This is a genomic window from Ignavigranum ruoffiae, from assembly GCF_023195815.2.
Taxonomy (GTDB): Bacteria; Bacillota; Bacilli; order Lactobacillales; family Aerococcaceae; genus Ignavigranum; species Ignavigranum ruoffiae.
Genome location: NZ_CP096206.2, coordinates 1,034,971 through 1,053,010, shown reverse-complemented (window position 1 = coordinate 1,053,010; position 18,040 = coordinate 1,034,971). Strand labels below are relative to the sequence as shown.

The following is an 18,040-nucleotide window of genomic DNA, read 5'->3' as shown; positions in this document are numbered from 1 at the left end:
CGAAGGAAATGGCAAATACTAAGTATTCACGAGTGATTTTAAAACTCAGTGGTGAAGCCATTGCAGGTGAAAATGGTTTTGGAATTAATCCTAAAGTTATCACAGAAATGGTCAAGGAAGTTAAAGACGTCCATGATTTAGGCGTTGAAATTGCCATCGTGGTCGGTGGTGGAAATATTTGGCGCGGTAGCATTGGCGAAGAAATGGGTATGGAACGGGCTCAGGCGGATTATATGGGTATGCTGGCAACTATCATGAATGCCTTAGCTTTACAAGACGTCTTAGAGAACCATGGTGTGCCGACTCGGGTTCAAACATCCGTAGAGATGCGTCAAATTGCTGAACCATATATTCGGCGCCGAGCCATTCGTCACTTAGAAAAAGGTCGGGTGGTGATTTTTGCTGGGGGAACAGGAAATCCTTACTTTACAACGGACACCACGGCTGCCTTGAGAGCTGCCGAAATTAATGCCGAAGTGATCTTGATGGCCAAGAATAATGTTGACGGCGTCTATGATTCCGATCCAAGATTAAATGAATCTGCACAGAAATTTGAAGAGTTAACCCACTTAGATGTCATCAGTAAGGGACTTAAAGTGATGGATGCAACAGCTTCTTCCTTAAGTATGGATAACGATATTCCATTGGTTGTTTTTAACTTGAATGTTCCTGGCAATATCCGCCGTGTGATTCTAGGAGAGAATATCGGGACTACTGTAAAAGGACACGAATAATTTATTTGCGTCTTGTTAAATAAGGGGCTTAATTTGCAAAACAAATAAACCAGCTTAAAGGTTAGGCGTGTTATTCATGGTTAAAATATGATAAAATGATAGTAACTACTAATTTATAAACAGGAGGAAGTCTCATATGACCCCAGATTCGTTACTGAAATCAAGTAAAGATAGAATGCAAAAATCAATCGATGCTTACCAACGTGAAGTTGGGACCATCCGTGCTGGTGTAGCTAATGCAAGTATTTTAGACCGAGTAATGGTCAACTATTATGGTGCGCCGACCCCATTAAACCAATTAGCGGGTATTTCAATTCCAGAAGCGCGCATGTTAGTGGTTTCACCTTATGACAAGTCAAGTATTGGTGATGTTGAGAAGGCTATCTTGACTTCCGATATCGGTATTACCCCGAATAACGACGGCGATGTGATTCGTTTAGTAATCCCAGCTTTAACCAAAGAACGTCGTGCTGAATTAGTCAAAATTGTCGGTGCTGAACAAGAAAAAGCGAAGATTTCAGTACGTAATATTCGCCGAGATGCAATCGATGATGCCAAGAAACTTGAAAAAGATGGCGACATCACCGAAGACGACTTACATAATTTTGAAAAAGACATTCAAGTGGTCACTGACCAAGCGACCAAAGAAATTGATCGTATTACTGCTGAAAAAGAAGACGAAATTATGAATGATTAGAACTATCATCAAGATTAAACCAAGCTAAGTGAGTCTACTTAGCTTTTTTTATTTTATATCAGCATACATTTTTAAGGATTTTTGTTATAATATCAATTAATGTAAAAGAGTGGAGGGTGGCGAATGAATCTTCAGCAACAAAAGATGCCCCAGCATGTGGCGATGATAATGGATGGAAATGGTCGTTGGGCCAAATCACGGCTAATGCCACGAACGGTAGGTCATAAAGCCGGTGTTGATACCATTAAGCGGATTGCGATTCATGCCCACAAATTAGGTATTAAGCTATTAACTTTATATGCTTTTTCTACTGAGAACTGGGGGCGTCCCGTCGAAGAAGTCAAATATCTAATGAATCTACCCCAGCTTTTCTTTAAATCCTTTATGCCTGAATTAATGGAACATCAGGTGAAAGTGGAAACGATCGGGAATGTTCAAGCATTGCCTGAAGCCACCCTGGAGATTCTAGAACAAGCCAAGGCACAAACGGCTAATAATTCTGGCTTAATCTTAAATTTTGCCATTAATTATGGGGGGCAAGAAGAGCTAACCCAGGCCTGTCGAAGCCTAGCCAATCAAGTGCAAAAAGGTCAATTGCAACCAGACCAGATAGATTCAATGATGATTCAAAATCAATTAACCACCGCAAAATTTGGTCCTTTAGCTTTACCCGATTTAGTCATTCGCACCAGTGGTGAATTGCGTTTGAGTAATTTCCTTTTATGGCAATTAGCTTACAGTGAGTTATATTTTACCGATACCCTGTGGCCAGATTTTAGAGAAGATGATTTTGATCAAGCCTTAGCTTCCTATCAGCAACGGCAACGACGGTTTGGCAAAGTCAAAGAAAGTGAGTAGCAGATATCTATGAAAACTAGAGTCATTTCGGCGGTGATTGCGGTCGCGGTCTTTATTCCCTTTATTATCTTAGGGGGTGGCTATTTTGCTTTTATTATGGCACTCTTGGGATTATTGGCTCTTAAAGAATTAGCCGATATGAAACAAATTAATTATCGCAATTTGGTTGGGATTACCGCATCAATCGGTCTCTTGGCCATTCTGGTACCTAGCCATTATATTGCCATCCTCTCTCAATTTGTAAATAAGGATTATTTATTTTATATTTGTTGCCTTCTATTATTAGTCATTACTGTGTTTAAATCCGATGAATTTAATTTTGATCATGCAGCGGTTTTGATGCTGGGCGCCATTTATATAGGCTATGGCTTTCATTTTTTGATTGTGATTCGGGATATGGGGATTGATACCCTAATGTATCAATTTTTAGTTATTTGGGCGACAGATTCGGGCGCCTACCTAGTAGGTCGACGTTTCGGTGCCACCAAATTGGCACCAACTGTTTCGCCAAATAAGACAGTGGAAGGTCTAGCAGGTGGCTTATTACTTGCTAGCCTGGTGGGAGGGCTATATAATTACTTAGTTCAACCCAATTTAGGCGATATTCATCATGTTTGGATGTTAACCCTGGCCATGTCGATGTTCGGTCAATTAGGTGATTTAGTTGAATCAGCCTTTAAGAGGCATTTTGGTGTCAAGGATTCCGGTCAATTTCTGCCGGGCCATGGAGGCGTCCTGGATCGCTTCGACTCATCGATTTTTACCAGCTTCTTGTTAATGATTTGGATGAATTTATTTAGATAGGATGTTAACCAATGAAATCAATACTTGTTTTTTTACTTGTTTTCTCAATCATTGTGGTCATTCATGAGTTTGGGCACTATTTCTTTGCCAAAAGGGCGGGAATTCTGGTGCGTGAGTTCTCTTTAGGCATGGGACCAAAGTTATTCTCTAATCAAGGCAAAGATGGTACAACTTATACGATTCGGATGCTCCCATTAGGTGGATACGTTCGTTTAGCTGGCCTGAATGATGAGGAAGATATCGAGCCCGGCATGCAAGTCGCTCTGAGTTTGAATCAAGCTGGCCAGGTAGAAACGATCCATTTGAATGAGGATCCTTTGGCTGTCGATACATTGATTGGTCGCGTGAATCAAGTCGATTTGGCGCGAGCGATGGAGATTGAACTGATTCCGATCGGACAAGATCAGATTCAGCGTTTATCCGTGTCGAAGCGTGCTAATATTATTGAGAAAGATGGAACAAAGATTCCAGTCGCACCGATTGAACGACGTTATGAGTCGGCCTCCGTTGGTCATAAGATTTTGACAAATTTTGCCGGTCCTTTGAATAATTTTATTCTTTCAATTCTCTTATTTACTGCGATAGGTTTCATGATAGGTGAGAAGACAACGGATCAGTGGAATATCGGTCAAGTTACTGAGAATTCTGCAGCGGCCAAAGCTGGTTTGCAAGCAGGAGATATTATTGTTGCTTTAGATGACCAGCCAATTGGTAGTTGGGAAGACTTAGTCGAGAAGACCCGATCTATGCCTGGTCAAACAGTATCGGTGACAGTCGACCGCGATCAACAAGAATTTGAGACTTCGATGACGATCGGTCAGGCGAAAGATGAACAAACCGGAGAAACCTACGGCCAAATGGGGATTTATCAAGGTTATGTGACTGAACCCATGTCGCTCTCTGAGAAAATTACCTATGGTTTCAGTCAGACATTCTTAGTGATTGCGATGGTCTTTAAAGCGATTATGGCCTGGTTCACCAAAGGTTTTTCAATTAATGATTTGGGTGGGCCAGTGGCGATGGCACAGATGACTCAGGAAGTGGTGACCTATGGTTTCGTGCCCGTCCTCGCTTTTATGGCCATGTTAAGTGCCAACTTAGGTTTTATGAATTTATTACCGATTCCGGCGCTCGATGGCGGTAAGATTATCTTGAATCTGATCGAAGGAGTGCGAGGTAAGCCACTGTCTCAAGAGAAGGAAGGAATCATTACTTTAATTGGAATTAGTTTATTAATCATTCTGATGGTCTTAGTCACCTGGAATGATATCATGCGTTTATTTTAAGCAGTTTGGTAGGTCAAAGTATTTTGCCTACTTTTTGTGAGAAGGGGATTCAATGGCTGATCAACGAAATTTATTTGAATACTTAATGGATCAAATTGGTTTGGATATTAAGGAATTTGATGAGAATTTTCAATTGGCCCAGATTAATCATGTGGATGTATTCACTGATTCGCGGCAATGGCATTTCTATGTGGACCTTCCTCAGCGAATTTCAATCGAGGCTTATCAGATTTTCTTGTTTCGTATGAAGCAGAGTTTTGATGATATTGCTGAAATTTCTGTTCATTGGCATTTTGCTGATAATCAAGTTACAGATGAAGACATTCAGATGGCTTTTCAAGCGGTATCTTCGATTCTGGTCAAAGACAGTCCTTATCTGCGTTCAAATTTGGATAAAGCTAAATTATCCTATGGGCACCGGGTTTTTCATCTGGGTTTAGCGGATAGTCAGGCGATTGAAATCTTTCAATCGCGTTATCATCAAGCCTTCTTGAATGAATTAGCAAATTTTGCCATTGAGGATGTTGATATTCTTTATGAATTGGATGAAGACTTGCAGCATCAAGTTCTGGAAGATTATCAAGAGCGTCAAATTCAAGCCCGGGAAGCCTTACAAGCTGAGGCGCAAGAAATTCAGGTCAAACTTCAAGAACAAAAACAAAGCGCTCCGGTTGTAGATGCTGAGATTGACCCCATCGGCAAGGATATTCCAGCCGGTCCACTGTGTCCTATGATTGATTTAGAAGATAATCAGTTCAAACAAATTATTGAAGGTTATGTTTTTTCTTCTGAAATTCGGGAATTAAGAAGCGGAAGTCAACTCCTACTCTTAAATGTGACGGATTATACCAGCTCAGTTCAAGTTAAATTGATGTCGGGTCGACGGATTAGACCTGCCCAATTACAGCAATATAAACAAGGGGATTGGTTACGCTTGGAAGGTGATATGGTTCCAGATAACTATACCAATGAATTATACTTCCGTCCGCGGAGTCTCCGACATATCAGTCATAGTGAGCGCCAAGATCTGGCAAAAGATGGAGAAAAACGAGTAGAACTTCACAGTCATACACAAATGTCTCAATTAGATGCCACCAATTCAGCCAGTGATTTAATAAAACAAGCAGCCAAGTGGGGACATTCGGCGATTGCTATTACCGATCATGCGACGGTCCAAGCGTTTCCTGAAGCATATAACGTTGGTCGCGAGCAAGGTATTAAAGTCATTTTTGGCATGGAAGCTTATGTGGTAAATGATGGAGAGCCGGTGGTCTATCAGCCAGAGGATCGGAACCTAAAAGAAGCCACTTATGTCGTGTTCGACTTGGAAACAACGGGATTATCGGCTGTTTATGCTTCTATTATTGAGATTGGCGCGGTCAAAATGCATCAAGGACAGGTTATTGATCGCTTCGAGTCCTTTATGGATCCTGGTCATCCTTTATCAGCCTTTACTACCGAATTAACCGGAATTAGTGATGCAGATGTTCAAGGTGCTCCCGATGTAGAGACCGTCTTGAAGCAATTCTGGGAATTCTGCCAAGGGTCGATATTGGTAGCTCATAATGCCAGCTTTGACATGGGGTTTATTAATCATGTCTATAAACAAATGGGCAAAGGTCCGATTCCTTGTCCAACGATTGATACTTTAGAACTTTCCCGGCTAGTCAACCCAGACTTGCGGGCTCATGGTTTAAAAGTATTGACCAAACGATACCAAATTAATCTGGAGCAACACCACCGGGCCGTTTATGACTCGGAAGCGACCGGTTTTCTCTTATTCAAGCTACTGGCCCAAGCTGAAGAACAATTCCAAATGACTTCTTTAATCCAACTCAATGAAGATATGGGCAATAAGGAAGCCTTCAAGAATGCTAAACCTTTTCATGTGAGTATTTTGGTTAAAGAACAGGCAGGGCTCAAAGATTTATTTAAGTTAGTTTCGGTCTCAAATGTGAAGTGTTTTTATCGGACACCAAGAATTCCCCGTCAATTATTGGAGAAGTATCGCCAGGGGCTTTTAATCGGATCGGCTTGTGCCGAAGGAGAACTCTTTACGACGATGATGCAGAAAGGTTATGAAGAGGCTGAGAAATTAGTCGACTTTTATGACTATATTGAGATTCTGCCTCCATCGGCTTATCAGCATTTAATTGATGAAGGCTTGGTTCAATCTGCAGCTGCTCTCCAAGAGATAATTCAAGATTTGATTCGCCTTGGTCAGCAGCATCAAATCCCAGTCGTTGCTACTGGCAATGTTCATTATTTAGAGAAGAAGGATGCCATCTATCGCGAGGTTATCAAGAGTTCTTTAAAGGTGAATGCCCACCGTCAATTAAATCTACCGGACTTGCATTTTAGAACAACCGATGAAATGTTGGCCGAGTTTGCTTTTCTAGGACAGGAAGAAGCTTATGATTTAGTGGTCAGACAATCGCAGGCCATCGCCGAGAGTATTGCCGAGATTGAAGTGATTAAAGCCGACTTGTATCCACCAAAAATCGAAGGCGCCGAAGAAGAAATTAAGAAGATGTCTTATCAACGGGCGAAAGAGTTGTATGGCGATCCATTGCCTGAAATCGTAGAGAAGCGCTTAGAGAAAGAACTCAATTCAATTATTGGCAATGGCTTTGCCGTTATTTACCTGATTTCTCAAAAATTGGTTCACAAATCAAACCATGATGGGTATCTAGTCGGTTCTCGTGGCTCCGTGGGTTCAAGTTTAGTAGCCACGATGACCGGAATTACGGAAGTGAATCCATTGGCGCCGCATTATTATTGTCCGGATTGCCATTACAGTGAATTCTTTACCGAAGGGGAGTATGGATCCGGCTATGACCTCCCTGATAAAATGTGTCCTCATTGTCAAAAAGCCTTAAAACGTGAAGGGCAGGATATTCCTTTTGAGACTTTCTTAGGGTTTAATGGGGATAAGGTTCCCGATATTGATTTAAACTTCTCGGGAGATTATCAATCCCGTGCCCATGCGTATACCAAAGATTTGTTTGGTGAAGATTATGTCTACCGGGCTGGAACGATTGGTACGGTAGCTCAAAAAACCGCCCTCGGTTATGTCCGAGGTTATCTGGAACATCAGGATAAGTCCTTACCTAGTGCGGAAAGAGAACGGCTGGCCTATGGTATTGCTGGGGTTAAAAGAACCACCGGTCAGCACCCCGGCGGGATTATTGTTATCCCTGATTATATGGATGTTTTCGATTTTACGCCAATTCAGTATCCAGCCGATGATCAGAATGCAGAATGGCGGACGACCCATTTTGATTTCCATTCGATTGATAATAACGTCTTAAAATTAGATATTCTAGGTCATGATGATCCGACGATGATTCGTATGTTGCAAGATTTAAGTGGCATTAATCCAATTGATATTCCGCCAGTTGATGAGAAAGTGATGCAACTTTTCCAGGGAACAGAAGTGATGGGGGTTAGTCCCGATCAGATATATTCTGATACGGGTACACTGGGAATTCCTGAATTTGGCACCAACTTCGTTCGGGGAATGGTTTCGGAAACCAAACCGAAGACCTTTGCCGAATTATTGAAGATTTCTGGACTTTCACACGGGACGGATGTGTGGTTGGGCAATGCCCAGGAATTAATTCGCCAAAAGATCGTCCCATTTGCCGATGTGATCGGCTGCCGGGATGACATCATGGTGTCACTCATCCAATATGGACTGCCGGAGAAATTATCCTTTGATATTATGGAGCGAGTCCGTAAGGGGCGCGGCATTCCGGAAGATTGGCAAGAAACCATGCGAGAATATCAAGTACCTGAATGGTATATCGAATCTTGTCTTAAAATTAAATATATGTTCCCTAAAGCCCATGCGGCGGCCTATGTCTTAATGGCTCTCAGGGTGGCTTATTTCAAGGTATATCATCCTATTTATTATTATGCGGCTTATTTCTCAGTCCGAGCCAAAGAATTTGATATTCTTGCCATGTATCAAGGAAAAGAAATGGTTAAACGACGGATTCGCGATATCCGTGAGAAAGGTTTTGGCGCCACCAACAAAGAAACACTCTTATTAACTGAATTAGAAATTGCGAACGAGATGTTAGAACGGGGCTTATCTTTTAAGATGGTTGATTTGAATAAATCCGATGCTAGAAACTTTGTTATTGAAGGTGACGCCCTGATTCCACCATTTAGAGCGATTCCAGGTTTGGGGACTTCGGTGGCCGATCAGATTGTCCAAGCCCGTCAACAGGCACCATTTATTTCCAAAGAAGATTTACAAAAGCGGGGTAAAGTCTCAAAATCCTTGATTGAGTATTTAGACGATAATGGCGTCCTACAAGGTTTACCTGACGAAGATCAATTAAGTCTTTTTTAAGTCAAGACCGAGTCGTTGCTTGAATCAAATGTTTAAAAAGCAGAAAACTTGAAAATAGCTAGAATTCGAAATAAAATAGTTCTTGTAATAAATAATCATTGATGAAATGAAAGGACGATGGTTGATGGTAAAAATTGGTGTCTTTGTTGGAAGTTTACGTAAGGAATCTTATGCACGTAAGTGGGCCAAGAATTTTACTGAATTATTCCCGAGTGAGGCTGAAATTACTTTTATCGAGATTGGTAAGCTACCGCTATATAATGAAGAATATGATCAACAAGATATTCCCGAATATAATGAATTTAGAAAAACTGTCTCAGAACAAGATGCGATTATCTTCTCAACCCCAGAATACAATCGTTCTGTGCCAGGCGTCTTAAAAAATGCGATTGATGTGGGCTCACGTCCAGCAGGCCAAGCTGTGTGGACTGGTAAACCTGCCATGATTATGTCTCATTCTGTGTCAGGAATCTCTGGAGCCAATGCGGTTCAAGCTTTGCGGCCGAGTCTAGCTTTCTTAAATATGCCGGTAATGGGACAACCCGAAGTTTATTTAGCAAAATCTGCTGAATTCTTTGATGAAGAAGGTAAATTAAACAACGAAGGCACGCGTAAATTCTTACAATCCGTTGCTGATAGCTTTATGGCTCATATTGAGAAACATGGTTAATCAAGACTTAATGTTAGAACATAAATAAAAATAGCTCGAGTATAAAATCTGTGACCAAGATTTTATTGCTCGAGTTTTTTGCGCTAAAAAACTTGTGCTTGAATCATCACTAAATCCAAATAAATATTTAGTAAAGAATTGGGCTCTTTGTTGAACTCGTCTAAGAGTTCACGTATAATTAATTTATAAAATATTTGGAGGGAAACCATGAAAAAAATTGTAAACCTAATTTCAGTTTTCTTTTTGTTGGCTCTATCTTTTGTCGGTTTAACGTCAGTAGTATCTGCCCAAGATGCTCAAGAAATTGACACTTTGAGAGTTGCCTTTGTACCATCACGTGATCCAGAAGAAATTATTACTGCGACTGAACCTTTGAAACAATTATTAATAGATGAATTGGCTAAGGAAGGTTTCAATGTGAAGAATGTTGAAATCACGGTCGGAACCAATTACGAGGCAGTCGGCGAAGCTATGGCTGCAGGAACCGCTGATGTTGGTTTAATTCCTGGCGGTACCTATGTCCTATTCTCAGATGATGTTGAAGTCCTATTAACTGCAACACGTAAAGGCTTAAGCAAGGATTCAGAAACTGCCAAAGATTGGAACGATGGCAAGGCCACTGAACAAGTAGACAAGCAAGTCACTTATTACAAAGGTTTAGTTATTGCTGGTCCTTCCAAGAAAGGTCAAGAATTGGCCGAAAAAGTTAATAATGGTGAAGAATTAACTTGGGAAGATTTAGATAGTGCTAATTGGAGTGTGATGTCTTCATCATCTTCTTCAGGTTATATTTATCCATCTATTTGGTTAAAAGAAAACTTTGGTAAATCTTTATCCGATCTATCTAATATTGTTCAAGCAGAATCTTATGGTTCATCCGTTGCGCGTTTAGCTTCTGAACAAGTTGATATTGTGGTTGGTTTCGCTGACTTACGGATGGACAATGCTGACGCTTGGACTTCTGAAATGGGTCGTGAGAAATCAATCTGGGAAGAAACTAATGTCATTGGGGTTACTCCAAATGTTTATAATGATACAGTATCCGTATCAAAAACTTCAGAAATCATGTCTGATGAACTAAAAGAAGCATTGAAGAAAGCTTTCATTAATATTGCTCAAACCAATGAAGGTAAAGAAGTTATTGCAATCTACAATCATGAAGGCTACCAAGAAGCTTCAGATGCTGATTATGATACAGAACGTGAAGCTCAAAAAGTGCTTAAAGAAGCCGAAGGACAAAATTAAGTCGGGTTAGATTAGATAAATTAATCAAGACTTGAGAAAAACCGAATATTAATCTTTATCATCAGTGACCTTTCACTGACCTAACGGATAGGATAGAGGTTATATTCGGTTTTTCTATGTTTTTGAAATAGAAAGAGGCAGACGATGATAAAATTTACAAATGTTTCAAAACAATATCCCAATGGGGTGATGGGGCTTAAAAATATTAATTTAACCATTGATCAGGGTGAATTTGTCGGGATTATCGGTTTGTCGGGTGCCGGTAAATCGACCTTAATTCGCACAATCAATCGAATGCATCCCATCACTGAAGGTGAACTGATTGTTAATGACATCAATGTCAGTGAGCTCAAAGGCAAAAGCTTGAGAAAGTTTCGCCGTCAGATTGGTATGATTTTCCAATCCTTCAACTTGGTAACCCGAGCCAAAGTGATTAATAATGTCTTAACTGCATTGGTGCCGGATCTGCCTTTCTGGCGAGTATTGGTAGGTTATTATACCAAAGATGAACAAATTAAAGCCCTACAAGCCTTGGATCGGGTAGGAATCTTGGATAAAGCCTATACCCGGGTGGATCAATTATCTGGGGGACAACAACAACGAGTGGCCTTAGCACGCACGATTGCCCAAGATCCTCAAATTATTCTAGCAGATGAACCGGTAGCAGCTTTAGATCCGGTCACAGCCAATGTGGTGATGAATGACTTTAAACGGATTAATCAAGATGATAATATTACAGTTCTGATTAATATTCACCATGTGGAATTGGCGCTAGAATTCTGCGATCGCATCATTGGAATTCGTGATGGCGAGATTGTCTATGATGGACCAGCCGATCAAGTGACTGGACAAGTCCTAGATTTAATTTATAAAGGTCAACCGGTTGAGAAGGAGGCCATCTAATGAATCACCGACCTAGAAAATTCTGGCCACAGAAGGAGATAACTTTGCCCAATGGCAAAACGGTTTATAAATCTTATTCGTTGGCACCAATCATTCTTCTTATCATCGTGCTCTTATTTTATGGGACGATGGAGATGACAGGATTTAATCTTAAAACCTTATTAAAGCGGGGGAATCAATTCTTCGTGATTTTAAAAAGGATGTACCCACCTAATCAAGACTTTATCAAGAATGTCCTGCCGCCATTAATTGATACGATTAAGATGTCTGTATTAGGAACTGTGATAGGCTCCGTCCTAGCTATTCCGATCGCCATCTTGGCTGCCAGCAATTTATCAATAAATATCTGGGTTTCTTCCTTGATGAAATTTATTTTGTCCTTTATTCGGACGATGCCAACTTTGGTGACGGCTTTGATTTTGACATATATTTTTGGTTTAGGAACCTTTGCCGGGACCATTGCTATTGCTATTTTTACTTTTTCTTTTGTGGGAAAACAACTTTATGAAGCGATTGAGACAGCCGATCTGCTTCCTTATGAAGCCTTAGAGGCTTTAGGTGCTGGTAAAATTCGTTCCTTCTTAGCCGCCTTAGCTCCTCAAGTTTTGCCTGCCTATCTTTCAGTGAGTCTTTATACCTTTGAAGGGAACGTACGTCATGCGGCCATCTTGGGTTATGTCGGTGCCGGCGGGATTGGAATTATTTTGAATGAGAATATTGCCTGGCGCCAATATGATAATGTGGGTATGATTTTGATTTGCCTATTTATCACGGTTGCCATCATTGAAAGTTTTAGCCGTTATCTTAGACGTAAACTCACTTAAAGGAGGGTAAAGATGATTGATCGAATTAATGAAATGTATGAGAAACGAAGTCGCCATACCTGGCAGACCCTAGCTTGGACCGTCTTTACCATTGGGGTGGTGGCTTGGTCCTTGACCACGGTCGACCAAGTACAGTTAAGTTCTAATGGGGGTAAGATTGCCGCCGGGATTATGAACGGGATTCTCTCGCCGGACAAGAATTTATTGTTTAATTTCACTAAGAAATCTGTCCCATTCTTATTACTAGAAACGATGGCTATCGCCTTCTTAGGAACCATCGTTGGCGCCGTTTTTTCTTTTCCTTTAGCTTTCTTAGCTTCCAAAAGAGTCGTCCCCACACCAGTAATGGTCGTTACTCGGGTCCTAATTATGGCGATCCGTACTATTCCTGGCTTTGTCTATGGACTCATGTTTATCCGGGTAACTGGACCAGGGGCCTTTGCTGGATTGATGACTTTGTCTGTAACTTCAATTGGAATGATTACGAAATTATTTAGTGAAACAATCGATGATATGGATACCTCGATTTTAGAGGCTTTAGATGCTGCTGGTTGTAATGGCTTTGAGAAGATTCGTTGTGGGATTCTTCCTCAATTATGGTCCAGTCTCTTATCTACCGTGGTCTTTCGGTTCGATATGAATTTACGTGATGCCACTATTTTGGGCTTGGTAGGAGCCGGGGGGATTGGAGCACCTTTGATCTTTGCCATGTCTTCATATCGATGGAATGAAGTCGGCGCCATTCTGATTGGTTTAATTATACTCATCTTAATTGTCGAGTATTGCTCAACCTATATTCGCAAACGACTCGCCCATGGCTAAGTAAGAGACGGAGTTGATGACAAGGATTAGACCTTGCCCAGCCTAGCAAATTGTGTTAATATTAACTTGTATCAAAATGACGTGTGGAGTGAGCGGCAACGCTCGCTCTTTTTATTGGCATAGTAGAATTCTAAAATGAGGTGAAAAATGAGTACAATTATTGATAAGGTAACGCCTATTGTAGAAGAAATCGTGAACGATTTACACGCCAAGTTAGTGGATATTGAATATGTTAAGGAAGGTAAGAGCTGGTTTCTAAGAGTATATGCCGATAAGGAGAACGGAATCGATCTAGATGATTGTGCTTTGATTAGTGAACAACTCAGTCTAGCTCTGGATCAACTTGACCCAGATCCATTTCCTTCAGCTTATTATTTAGAAGTGTCTTCGCCAGGGGTGGAACGCCCGCTGAAGACGCAAGCGGATATGCTGGCAGCGATTGATCAGTATATTCACTTAGACTATTATAGTCCGCAGTATAAACAGAAATTTCATGAAGGTTTCTTGCGCGCCGTTGATGAAGAGACTTACCAAATCGAAATCATGGATAAGACTCGTAAGAAACTCTTAGACATTCCTAAAAAAAGTGTCGCTAAAGCGCGCCTAGCTGTTAAATTTTAGAATATTTGAGGTGATAGAATGAGCAAAGAACTAGTTCAAGCCATGGATCTATTAGAAGAAGAAAAAGGGATTAATCGTGAAATTATCAAGGAAGCCTTAGAAACGGCCTTAGAATTGGCCTATAAGAAAAATTATGGCCAAGCTCAGAATGTCGAAGTAGATTTCAATCTAGAAACTGGCGATATAAAAGTCTATTCAGTTAAGGAAGTAGTAGAAACTAATTTTGATTCTACCTTAGAGATTAGCCTAGAAGAGGCTCGTCAAATTAATCGAGTTTACGAAATTGGCGACCATATTAAATTTGAAGTCACACCCAAGGATTTCGGTCGAATCGCTACGCAAACAGCAAAACATGTTGTCATGCAACGGATTCGCGAAGCTGAACGCGATATTATTTACAATGAATATATCCAATATGAAGATGAAATATTAACTGGAACGGTCGAACGTATTGATAACCGTTTTGTCTATGTGAATTTAGGTAAGGTAGAAGCGGTTATGCCAATTCGTGAACAAATTCCGGGCGAAACCTTTACCATGGACCAACGGATTAAAGTGTATGTGGTCAAAGTGGATAAGACTACTCGAGGACCACAGATTGTAGTGAGTCGTTCTCATGAAGATTTCCTGCGCCGTCTATTTGAGCAACAAGTTCCTGAGATTTATGAAGGGATTGTTGAAATCATGGCCATCGCTCGTGAAGCTGGCGACCGAGCCAAGGTCGCTGTTCGCTCTAGAGATCCTCAGGTGGATCCAGTAGGAACTTGTGTCGGCCAAGGCGGACAACGGGTTCAAACGATTGTCAGTGAACTTCATGGCGAGAATATGGATATTATTGAATATCATGAAGATCCAGCCATTTTTATTAAGAACGCCATGAATCCTGCAGATGTGGTCGATGTCTTCTTCCAGGAGGAAGACAATGTGGCTTTAGTCGTGGTGCCAGATTATCAATTATCCTTAGCCATTGGTAAAAAAGGACAAAATGCACGGTTAGCAGCCCGACTCACTGGTCACAAAATTGATATCAAATCAGAATCAGCCTATGAAGAATATTTAACCGAGATACAAGAAGAACCTAAGGAAGAGATTCTGGCTGATGTGGAAAGTGAAGAATTAGACCCAGCAAATGAAATGAATCTAGTAAGCGAAGATTCAACGCTGACCAATGAGGATAGCAATTTAGCCTCAGACTCAGTGGATGAGATTGATTTAGCAACCATTGATAATGATGAGCTTGCTTTAGAAGACGATTCAGAGACTATAGAAGATTCTGAGACAGAAATAGAATAGAAAAGAGGAAGAGCGATGGCAAAACAAGGACAAAAAACTAAAAAAATTCCCATGCGCCGTTGTGTCGTTTCTCAAGAGATGTTTCCTAAAAAAGAACTCGTGCGAATTGTAAAAAATAAAGAGGGCGAGATCTTTATTGATCCCACTGGAAAACAAAATGGTCGCGGCGCCTATGTTGGTTTAGAACCTAAACTCGTAGAGAAAGCTAAAAAACAAAAAACTTTTGATAAAGTTTTTGGCGTGAGCATTAGTGAAGCGTTCTATGATGAACTCTATGAATATGTTGACCGGCAAAAAGCAAGGAAAGAATTATTCAATGAATCATGATAAAGCATTAAAAATATTGGGTTTGGCTTTAAGAGCAGGCAAGCTTGTGCACGGAGATGAAGCGGTAGAGAAAGCTGTGAAGCGTGATAAAGTCGCCTGTATCATCCTAGCCAAAGATATTAGTCAAGCGACTTATAGTCGTTATCAACGTTTAAGCCAAGTCCACCATGTTCCCTGCATAAATAATTTTACGCGAGATGAATTAAGTCATGCTCTGAATAAGAGTCGGTCCATCTTAGGAATTACAGATCGAGGAATGTCGGCGAAATTTTTATCTTATCAGACTGGAGAAGAACGTATATGAATGAATAACAGGAATGAATAACAGGAAGGTGATTTCATGACATCAAAACGCATCTATGAATTTGCAAAAGAAAATAACCATTCGAGTAAAGAAATTCTTGAATTAGCTAAGAAGAAAGGCCTTGAATTTGGTAGTCACATGTCTTCAATGACAGATAAGGAACAAGACATTCTACTAAAGGCATTGAAAAGTTCAGGACCTAGCGTAAAGGCTAGCCCAAAATCCGACAAAAAAACTAAGCAAACCGAACAAAAAGGACCGTCCAAGACTAAACAAGGAAAGGCCCAAAAAGAAAGCCAAAAAGACGGAAAACATAAGGAATCTGCCCAAGAAGCGAGTCAGAAAAAACGTTCTTCGCAACGTAAAGATCACCGCCAGAAGGGACAAAGAGCGGACCAATCGCAAACTCATCGTGGTCAAGATTCTCATTCTAAAGATGAGCCGCGTCGTCGCCGCCGCCATCGCCGAGGACATCGTCGTCCACAAGCCGAAACACCTTCAAAAGGCATTACCAAACGTAAGCATAAAGATTTGCCAGAAGTATTCGAATACAGTGAAGGCATGAATATCCAAGATATTGCTAAAATCTTCCACCGAGATGCGACAGAAATCATTAAGAAATTAATGATGCTTGGGGTAATGGCTAATCAAAACCAAGCCCTATCCAAAGATGTCATCGAATTAATTGCCTTAGAATACGGGGTTGAAGCCAAAGAAAAAGTGGTCATTGATATGACTGACTTGGATCAATTCTTCGAAGAAGATGAAGAGAATGCAGATCAACTTCAAGAACGTCCCGCAGTGGTTACGATTATGGGGCATGTCGACCATGGAAAGACCACCTTGCTAGATCAACTGCGCCATAGTCGAGTGACTGAAGGAGAAGCGGGTGGTATTACTCAACATATTGGGGCATATCAAATTAATAGTGATGGTAAAATTATCACGTTCTTAGATACTCCTGGACATGAGGCCTTTACCACTATGCGGGCGCGTGGTGCCGATGTGACCGATATTGCTATCATCGTCGTTGCTGCCGATGACGGGGTCATGCCTCAAACCGTAGAAGCGATTAACCATGCGAAAGCCGCTGAGGTTCCAATTATTGTAGCGGTCAATAAGATTGACAAACCAACCGCCAATCCTGATCGGGTCAAGCAAGAATTAACCGAACATGGTTTAATTCCTGAAGAATGGGGCGGAGACACTATCTTTGTTGAAATCTCGGCCAAATTTAATAAGAATATCGAAGAACTTTTAGAGATGATTCTGTTAGTGGCTGAGGTTCGAGAATTACAGGCGAATCCAGAAAGAATGGCAGTAGGTTCTGTGATTGAAGCCCGTTTAGACAAGGGTCAAGGACCCACAGCTACCCTCTTAGTACAAAATGGTACTTTAAATATTGGGGATCCGATTGTAATTGGTAATACGTATGGACGAGTAAGAACCATGGTCAATGATCAAGGACGTCGAATTAAACATGCTGGCCCATCAACACCGGTTGAAATTACGGGACTCAATGATGCGCCACAAGCCGGAGATTTATTTGTTGTCTTTGAAGATGAGAAGACTGCTCGTCAAGCCGGTGAAGAACGTGCTCAAAAAGCCTTGCAAGAATCACGCAATGCTAACCAAAAAGTGACCTTAGATAATCTCTTCCAAAGCTTACAAGAGGGCGAACTTAAGACGGTGAATATTATTATCAAGGCGGATGTTCAAGGGTCTGTAGAAGCTTTGGCCGCTTCCCTGCAAAAAATTCAAGTTGAAGGGGTCAATGTATCCATTGTCCATAGTGCCGTCGGTGCTATCAATGAATCAGACGTATCATTAGCTGTGGCTTCTGAAGCGATTATCGTTGGTTTCAATGTTCGACCAACCGCTCAAGCGCGTTCACAAGCTGAAAGCCAAGAAGTCGATATTCGCTTGTACCGGGTGATTTATCAAGCGATTGAAGAAATCGAATCCGCGATGAAAGGTTTACTCGATCCAGAATTTGAAGAGGAAATTCAAGGTCAGGCTCAAGTCCGTGAAACCTTCGTCGTATCTAAGGTTGGAACCATTGCCGGAGCTTTTGTGACCGAGGGTTACATTCAACGTAATAGCCAAGTCCGTTTGATTCGTGACAATATTGTGATTCATGACGGCGAAATTGCAAGCCTTAAACGATTCCAAGATGATGCACGTGAAGTGAAGAAAGGCTTCGAATGTGGTATTATGTTAGAAAGCTTTAATGATATTAAAGTCGATGATGTGATTGAAGCCTATCATATGGTTGAAATCGAACGTAAATAA

General features: G+C 41.0%; 16 protein-coding genes. All 16 read left to right on the top strand.

The window, feature by feature from the left end; all coding sequences use genetic code 11:
• The first annotated feature begins 8 nt into the window (after positions 1-8).
• Positions 9-734 carry a UMP kinase gene (pyrH, locus tag M0R79_RS05020; RefSeq protein ID WP_092569727.1) on the top strand — a complete coding sequence of 242 codons (726 nt, stop codon included), beginning with the start codon at positions 9-11 and terminating at the stop codon, positions 732-734.
• Between the two features lie 136 nt (positions 735-870).
• Positions 871-1,431, top strand: coding sequence for a ribosome recycling factor (frr, locus tag M0R79_RS05015; RefSeq protein WP_092569729.1), 561 nt, complete (start codon positions 871-873; stop codon positions 1,429-1,431).
• Between the two features lie 123 nt (positions 1,432-1,554).
• Complete coding sequence (gene uppS, locus M0R79_RS05010; protein ID WP_092569731.1) at positions 1,555-2,289, top strand: undecaprenyl pyrophosphate synthase; 735 nt, start codon at positions 1,555-1,557, stop codon at positions 2,287-2,289.
• Between the two features lie 9 nt (positions 2,290-2,298).
• On the top strand, positions 2,299-3,093 hold the full coding sequence (locus M0R79_RS05005; protein WP_092569733.1) for a phosphatidate cytidylyltransferase: 795 nt from the start codon (positions 2,299-2,301) through the stop codon (positions 3,091-3,093).
• 11 nt (positions 3,094-3,104) lie between these two features.
• Positions 3,105-4,379, top strand: a complete 1,275-nt coding sequence (gene rseP / locus M0R79_RS05000) for an RIP metalloprotease RseP (RefSeq protein ID WP_248416109.1) — start codon at positions 3,105-3,107, stop codon at positions 4,377-4,379.
• A 52-nt stretch (positions 4,380-4,431) separates the two neighbouring features.
• Complete coding sequence (locus M0R79_RS04995; RefSeq protein ID WP_248416110.1) at positions 4,432-8,739, top strand: PolC-type DNA polymerase III; 4,308 nt, start codon at positions 4,432-4,434, stop codon at positions 8,737-8,739.
• Between the two features lie 124 nt (positions 8,740-8,863).
• Positions 8,864-9,409 carry an NADPH-dependent FMN reductase gene (locus M0R79_RS04990; RefSeq protein WP_248416111.1) on the top strand — a complete coding sequence of 182 codons (546 nt, stop codon included), beginning with the start codon at positions 8,864-8,866 and terminating at the stop codon, positions 9,407-9,409.
• A 207-nt stretch (positions 9,410-9,616) separates the two neighbouring features.
• A complete protein-coding gene (locus M0R79_RS04985) occupies positions 9,617-10,654 on the top strand; it encodes a phosphate/phosphite/phosphonate ABC transporter substrate-binding protein (RefSeq protein ID WP_248416112.1) in 1,038 nt (345 codons plus the stop codon).
• Positions 10,655-10,798: 144 nt separating this feature from the next.
• Entirely contained in the window at positions 10,799-11,557 is a 759-nt protein-coding gene (gene phnC / locus M0R79_RS04980; protein ID WP_248416113.1) for a phosphonate ABC transporter ATP-binding protein, read from the top strand.
• Positions 11,557-12,381, top strand: a complete 825-nt coding sequence (phnE, locus tag M0R79_RS04975) for a phosphonate ABC transporter, permease protein PhnE (protein ID WP_248416114.1) — start codon at positions 11,557-11,559, stop codon at positions 12,379-12,381. The genes phnC and phnE (M0R79_RS04975) overlap by 1 nt, the downstream gene beginning before the upstream one ends.
• A gap of 12 nt (positions 12,382-12,393) precedes the next feature.
• The gene (gene phnE, locus M0R79_RS04970; protein ID WP_248416115.1) at positions 12,394-13,203 is read left to right on the top strand and encodes a phosphonate ABC transporter, permease protein PhnE; all 810 of its coding nucleotides are present in this window, start codon (positions 12,394-12,396) and stop codon (positions 13,201-13,203) included.
• Positions 13,204-13,350: 147 nt separating this feature from the next.
• On the top strand, positions 13,351-13,824 hold the full coding sequence (rimP, locus tag M0R79_RS04965) for a ribosome maturation factor RimP (RefSeq protein WP_248416116.1): 474 nt from the start codon (positions 13,351-13,353) through the stop codon (positions 13,822-13,824).
• 18 nt (positions 13,825-13,842) lie between these two features.
• Complete coding sequence (gene nusA, locus M0R79_RS04960) at positions 13,843-15,117, top strand: transcription termination factor NusA (RefSeq protein WP_248416117.1); 1,275 nt, start codon at positions 13,843-13,845, stop codon at positions 15,115-15,117.
• A gap of 15 nt (positions 15,118-15,132) precedes the next feature.
• On the top strand, positions 15,133-15,444 hold the full coding sequence (rnpM, locus tag M0R79_RS04955; protein ID WP_248416118.1) for an RNase P modulator RnpM: 312 nt from the start codon (positions 15,133-15,135) through the stop codon (positions 15,442-15,444).
• Positions 15,434-15,748, top strand: coding sequence for a L7Ae/L30e/S12e/Gadd45 family ribosomal protein (locus tag M0R79_RS04950; RefSeq protein ID WP_248416119.1), 315 nt, complete (start codon positions 15,434-15,436; stop codon positions 15,746-15,748). The genes rnpM and M0R79_RS04950 overlap by 11 nt, the downstream gene beginning before the upstream one ends.
• Before the next feature lie 36 nt (positions 15,749-15,784).
• Positions 15,785-18,040: a translation initiation factor IF-2 gene (gene infB, locus M0R79_RS04945; RefSeq protein WP_248416120.1), complete on the top strand. Its 2,256-nt coding sequence runs from the start codon at positions 15,785-15,787 to the stop codon at positions 18,038-18,040.

What these genes read in the sequence shown, in the direction of transcription:
- pyrH (WP_092569727.1), top strand. Translation starts at nt 9, where the DNA reads ATGGCAAATACTAAGTATTCACGAGTGATTTTAAAACTCAGTGGTGAA.
- frr (WP_092569729.1), top strand. Translation starts at nt 871, where the DNA reads ATGACCCCAGATTCGTTACTGAAATCAAGTAAAGATAGAATGCAAAAA.
- uppS (WP_092569731.1), top strand. Translation starts at nt 1,555, where the DNA reads ATGAATCTTCAGCAACAAAAGATGCCCCAGCATGTGGCGATGATAATG.
- M0R79_RS05005 (WP_092569733.1), top strand. Translation starts at nt 2,299, where the DNA reads ATGAAAACTAGAGTCATTTCGGCGGTGATTGCGGTCGCGGTCTTTATT.
- rseP (WP_248416109.1), top strand. Translation starts at nt 3,105, where the DNA reads ATGAAATCAATACTTGTTTTTTTACTTGTTTTCTCAATCATTGTGGTC.
- M0R79_RS04995 (WP_248416110.1), top strand. Translation starts at nt 4,432, where the DNA reads ATGGCTGATCAACGAAATTTATTTGAATACTTAATGGATCAAATTGGT.
- M0R79_RS04990 (WP_248416111.1), top strand. Translation starts at nt 8,864, where the DNA reads ATGGTAAAAATTGGTGTCTTTGTTGGAAGTTTACGTAAGGAATCTTAT.
- M0R79_RS04985 (WP_248416112.1), top strand. Translation starts at nt 9,617, where the DNA reads ATGAAAAAAATTGTAAACCTAATTTCAGTTTTCTTTTTGTTGGCTCTA.
- phnC (WP_248416113.1), top strand. Translation starts at nt 10,799, where the DNA reads ATGATAAAATTTACAAATGTTTCAAAACAATATCCCAATGGGGTGATG.
- phnE (WP_248416114.1), top strand. Translation starts at nt 11,557, where the DNA reads ATGAATCACCGACCTAGAAAATTCTGGCCACAGAAGGAGATAACTTTG.
- phnE (WP_248416115.1), top strand. Translation starts at nt 12,394, where the DNA reads ATGATTGATCGAATTAATGAAATGTATGAGAAACGAAGTCGCCATACC.
- rimP (WP_248416116.1), top strand. Translation starts at nt 13,351, where the DNA reads ATGAGTACAATTATTGATAAGGTAACGCCTATTGTAGAAGAAATCGTG.
- nusA (WP_248416117.1), top strand. Translation starts at nt 13,843, where the DNA reads ATGAGCAAAGAACTAGTTCAAGCCATGGATCTATTAGAAGAAGAAAAA.
- rnpM (WP_248416118.1), top strand. Translation starts at nt 15,133, where the DNA reads ATGGCAAAACAAGGACAAAAAACTAAAAAAATTCCCATGCGCCGTTGT.
- M0R79_RS04950 (WP_248416119.1), top strand. Translation starts at nt 15,434, where the DNA reads ATGAATCATGATAAAGCATTAAAAATATTGGGTTTGGCTTTAAGAGCA.
- infB (WP_248416120.1), top strand. Translation starts at nt 15,785, where the DNA reads ATGACATCAAAACGCATCTATGAATTTGCAAAAGAAAATAACCATTCG.